This is a genomic window from Pseudomonas sp. (assembly GCF_017744435.1).
Taxonomy (GTDB): domain Bacteria; phylum Pseudomonadota; class Gammaproteobacteria; order Pseudomonadales; family Pseudomonadaceae; genus Aquipseudomonas.
Genome location: NZ_JAGIBG010000064.1, coordinates 1 through 5,044, shown reverse-complemented (window position 1 = coordinate 5,044; position 5,044 = coordinate 1). Strand labels below are relative to the sequence as shown.

At 62.1% G+C, this 5,044-nt stretch carries 5 protein-coding genes and 1 pseudogene; all 6 read right to left on the bottom strand.

Annotation, left to right across the window (positions count from 1 at the left end; genetic code table 11):
* Positions 1-150: 150 nt before the first annotated feature.
* Entirely contained in the window at positions 151-1,131 is a 981-nt protein-coding gene (argR, locus tag J7573_RS25455) for a transcriptional regulator ArgR (protein WP_294341324.1), read from the bottom strand.
* Between the two features lie 100 nt (positions 1,132-1,231).
* Positions 1,232-1,996 (bottom strand): ABC transporter ATP-binding protein, encoded by a 765-nt coding sequence (locus J7573_RS25450; RefSeq protein WP_103446425.1) that lies wholly within the window; start codon positions 1,994-1,996, stop codon positions 1,232-1,234.
* Positions 1,997-2,018: 22 nt separating this feature from the next.
* A complete protein-coding gene (locus J7573_RS25445; protein WP_294341319.1) occupies positions 2,019-2,717 on the bottom strand; it encodes an ABC transporter permease in 699 nt (232 codons plus the stop codon).
* Positions 2,714-3,403, bottom strand: coding sequence for an ABC transporter permease (locus J7573_RS25440; protein WP_027921088.1), 690 nt, complete (start codon positions 3,401-3,403; stop codon positions 2,714-2,716). Before J7573_RS25440 ends, J7573_RS25445 begins: the two co-directional genes overlap by 4 nt.
* 91 nt (positions 3,404-3,494) lie before the next feature.
* Positions 3,495-4,280, bottom strand: a complete 786-nt coding sequence (locus J7573_RS25435) for an ABC transporter substrate-binding protein (protein ID WP_103446424.1) — start codon at positions 4,278-4,280, stop codon at positions 3,495-3,497.
* 491 nt (positions 4,281-4,771) lie between these two features.
* Positions 4,772-5,044, bottom strand: a pseudogene (locus J7573_RS25430) (acetyl-coenzyme A synthetase); the annotation flags it as partial.

Below are 5,044 nucleotides of genomic sequence, written 5' to 3'. Positions count from 1 at the left end.
CCGGCCGAAAAAGGCTGAGTTTTCTACCGCCTGTGCCGGCCCTTTCGCGGGCACGCCCGCTCCCACAGGATATGTGCAAGGCTTGATGCTAGTGCAGTACCTGTGGGAGCGGGCATGCCCGCGAAAGGGCCGGCACAGGCGGTAGAAAACTCAGCCTTTTTCGGCCGGCGCCGAGCTCAGTTCGAACGGGCTGCTGCTGCGCCGCTGGTTGCGATCTTCCCGCGGCGTGGCGCCGAAGAAATTGCGGTAGGCGCTGGAGAAATGCGGCCCCGAGGAGAAGCCACAGGACAAGCCGATCTGGATGATCGACTTGCTGGTTTGCATCAGCATCTGCCGCGCCTTGTTCAGCCGCAGCTCCAGGTAGTACTGGCTCGGCACGCGATTCAGGTACTGCTTGAAGATCCGCTCCAGTTGCCGGCGCGATACGCAGACATGCTGGGCGATTTCGTCGGTGGTCAGCGGCTCTTCGATGTTCGCTTCCATCAGCAGCACGGCCTGGGTCAGCTTCGGATGGCTCGAGCCAAGGCGGTTCTGCAACGGAATGCGCTGGCGCTCGCCACCTTCGCGAATGCGCTCGACCACCAGCTCCTCGGACACCGCCCCCGCCAGCTCGGCCCCGTGATCGCGGGCCAGCACCGCCAGCAGCAGATCGGTAACGGCCATGCCACCACAGGCGGTCAGGCGGTCACGGTCCCAGTCGAACAAGTGGCTGGTGGCAATCACCTTGGGGAAACGCTCGGCAAAGTCGTCCTGCCAGCGCCAGTGCACGGCGGCGCGATAACCGTCGAGCAAACCAAGCATGGCCAACGGGTACACCCCGGCGGACAGGCCACCGATCATGCAACCACTGCGCGCCAGCTGCTTGAGCGCCGTCGACAGCGCCGAACCCAACGCCTGGGGCAGGTCGTCAGCCAGCAGGAACAGCTTGTGGCAACCTTCCAGGCGCCCGTTCCACGACTCGCCAGGCAGGCGCCAGGCGCCCTCCTCGGCAGGTTCCGCCTGGAGGAAGACGGTCTCGTAGACCACCTCCGGATGCACCCGCTGGGCCACCTGCAACACTTCCTCTGCCAGCGCCAGGGTCAAAGGCTTGGTGCTTGGCCAGATGAGAAAACCGATTCGCTGGGTGGTCATAAGGTACGGTCCGAAACCTGGGTTCGTTCGAGTCTGTGGCGCCGGGTCAGGCTGCGCTCGCTGCGCAGCATGCCCTATTCTGGTGCAAAGGTGCAGCGTTTTACTTCAAGCTGCCGGAGAGGAACTGCTTGAGCCGCTCCGATTGCGGGTTGGCCAGCACTTCACGCGGGCAACCGGTTTCTTCGACCAGGCCTTTGTGCAGGAACACCAGCTGGTTCGACACTTCACGGGCAAAGCCCATTTCGTGCGTCACCACCACCATGGTGCGGCCTTCCTGGGCCAGGGCCTGCATGACCTTGAGCACATCGCCCACCAGCTCGGGGTCAAGCGCCGAAGTCGGTTCGTCGAACAGCATAACCTCTGGCTCCATGGCCAGGGCCCGGGCAATTGCCACACGCTGTTGCTCACCACCGGACATATGGCCCGGGAACGCATCCTTGCGGTGCGCCACACCGACCTTGGCCAGGTAGTGCTCGGCCTTTTCCAGGGCTTCCTTCTTGTTCATCCCCAGCACGTGCACCGGGGCTTCGATGATGTTCTCCAGTGCAGTCATGTGCGACCACAGGTTGAAATGCTGGAACACCATCGACAGGCGCGAGCGCATGCGTTGCAACTGGCGCGGGTCGGAGGCCTTGAGCGCGCCATCCTTGCCCGGCACCAGCTTGAGCTCTTCGTTGTTGAGCAGGATCTTGCCTGCATGGGGCTGCTCGAGCAGGTTGATGCAGCGCAGGAAGGTCGACTTGCCCGAACCGCTGGAGCCGATGATGCTGATCACGTCGCCTGCCTTGGCCGCCAGGGACACGCCCTTGAGCACTTCATGGCTGCCGTAGCGCTTGTGCAGGTCTTGGACTTCGAGTTTGTACATGCTGTCGGTTCTCACAGAGCGTTCAGTGCTTGCGCGGCGCCAGGTAGCCGAGCCAGCGGCGTTCGGCCATCTTGAACAGGCGCACGAGGATGAAGGTCAGGCACAGGTAGAACACGCCCGCCGTGATGTAGGCCTCGAAAGGCAGGTAGTACTGGGCATTGACCGTGCGTGCGGCGCCAGTGATGTCGATCAGGGTGACGATCGACGCCAGGCTGGTGGTCTGCAGCATCATGATCACTTCGTTGCTGTACTGCGGCAGCGCCCGGCGCAGGGCCGATGGCAGCAGGATGCGGCGGTACATCTTCATGCGCGACATGCCCATGGCCTTGGCCGCCTCGATCTCGCCATGGGGCGTGGCCCTGAGGCTGCCGGCGATGATTTCCGCGGTGTAGGCGCTGGTGTTGACGGCGAAGGCCAGGCAGGCGCAGAAGGTTGCGCTGGACAGCCACGGCCAGAAGATGCTCTCGCGCACCGACTCGAACTGGGCCAGGCCGTAGTAGATCAGGAACAGCTGCACCAGCATCGGCGTGCCGCGGATCACGTAGGTGTACAGCCAGGCGCCCATGTTCACCAGCGGCTGCTTGGATACCCGCATCAGCCCCAGCGGAATGGCCGCCAGCAGGCCGAACAGCAGCGACAGCGCCAGCAGCTTGAGGGTGGTCAGCAGGCCGCCGAGGTACAGCGGCATGGCTTCCCAGATGACGTTGTAGTCGAAAATCATAGTTCAGCCACCTTGACGCCTACCGAGTAGCGGCGCTCCAGATACTTCAGCGCCAGCAGCGAAATACTGGTGATCACCAGGTACAGCGCGGCCACGGCCAGGAAGAAGGTGAAAGGCTCGCGGGTGGCGTCGGCCGCCTGCTTGGCCTTGAACATCATGTCCTGCAGGCCGACCACCGAAATCAGCGCCGTGGCCTTGGTCAACACCAGCCAGTTGTTGGTGAAGCCCGGGATGGCCAGGCGGATCATCTGCGGCACCTGGATGCGGAAGAACACCTGGCGCGCGCTCATGCCATAGGCCACGCCGGCTTCGGCCTGGCCCTTGGGGATACCGAGGAACGCACCACGGAAGGTTTCCGACAGGTACGCACCGAAAATGAAGCCCAGCGTGCCGATACCGGCTACCAGCGGGTTCAGGTCGATGTAGTCGTCATAGCCGAGCAGCGGTGCCACCCGGTTGATGATGTCCTGGCCGCCGTAGAAGATCAGCAGGATCAGGACCAGGTCGGGGATGCCACGGATCACCGTGGAATACAGATCCCCCAGCCAGGCCAGCCAGCGCACCGGCGACAAACGCAGCGCCACGCCGATCAGGCCGAGGACGATGGCCAGGGCCATCGACGACAGGGCGAGCTGTAGCGTCAGCCACGCCCCGTCGAGGATGACTGCCCCATAGCCTTTCAACATGATTGGGATTCCTCAGGGCTTGGGAATGAAAAATGGTGCAAACCTCAGAGCCTCTGCTGTTTGCACCATTGCACAGGTGAAACCCGACGTCTTAGTTCGAGTCTGGACCGTAGATGTCGAAGTTGAAGTACTTCTTCTCGATTTCTTTGTACTTGCCGTTGGCGCGGATGGCGTCGATGGCCTTGTTGATGCGCTCGCGGTTGGCGTCGTCGCCCTTGCGCACGGCGATACCGACGCCGTCACCGAAGTACTTCACGTCGGTGAACGATGGGCCGACGAAGGCAAAGCCCTTGCCGGCGTCGGTTTTCAGGAAGCCGTCTTCGAGCAGGGTGGCGTCGGCCACGGTACCGTCCAGGCGGCCGGCGGCAACGTCCAGGTAGATTTCGTTCTGGGTGCCGTAAGGAACGACGGTGGCGCCCTTCGGAGCCAGTACTTCCTTGGCGAAGCGGTCGTGGATCGAGCCGCGCTGCACGCCGATCTTCTTGCCCTTGAGTTCGTCGAGGCTGTCGCTGACGGTGGTGCCGTCCTTCATGACCAGGCGGGCCGGGGTCAGGTAGTAGCGCTTGGTGAAGTCGACCGACTTCTTGCGGTCGTCGGTGATCGACATGGACGACAGGATGGCGTCGATCTTGCGCACTTTCAGCGCCGGGATCAGGCCGTCGAACTCTTGCTCGACCCAGGTGCACTTGGCCTTCATCTCTTCACACAGGGCGTTGCCGATGTCGTAGTCGAAACCGGCGATGCTGCCATCCGGCTGCTTGAAGGCGAACGGTGGGTAGGCGGCTTCGATGCCGATCTTCAACGGTTTTTCATCGGCCTGCGATACCAGGGAAAACACGGAAAGCGCCAGGGCGCCGAGCAGTGCGAGCTTCTTCATCAGGTAACTCCATCGGTACGGGGCAATACGAGGCAGGGGGTAACAGCTGCCCGATATGCGAATGGGTACAACGCGAGCCGCGCAGGTTTCGACCAAGGTCGCAGACCACGAGCGAGTGAGTGGCATTTTAACGACAGCCCGGTAGTCGATATTTCTTCAAAGCGACAACTACTTACAGAAGCGCTTGAAATCGCGGCGGGCGATGTTGACAGCTTTTGCAAAACATGCAAGAGCTCGAGAGAAATAACCTGTAAGCCAAGCAATTACCGGGCCTATTATTGGCAAACCCTTGCAATACGGCAAGTGCAGCGTTTCACCTAGCTGAAATTGCCCGAGCAAGGGCACCGAAACGGCCCGGATATGTTTCCGAGTGCCCCGATCCTGTGCGAAATCGGTGACAGAAGAGTTACCGATGATTGTCGGGTAACAGTAAAGCAAAAACCCCGCCGGTTGCCCGTGCGGGGTTTTGCATACTCGGTAACCCGGACTTATCAGGCCGAGGCCAGGCTCATCGCCTTGTGGGTATCGATCAGGTGCTGCACCACGCCTGGGTCGGCCAGGGTCGAGATGTCACCCAGGGCATCGTATTCGGCGGTGGCGATCTTGCGCAGGATACGCCGCATGATCTTGCCCGAGCGGGTCTTTGGCAGCCCCGGCGCCCACTGGATCACATCCGGCGAGGCAATCGGGCCGATCTCCTTGCGCACCCAGTTCTTCAGCTCCAGGCGCAGCTGCTCGCTCGGCTCGATACCGGCATTCAGGGT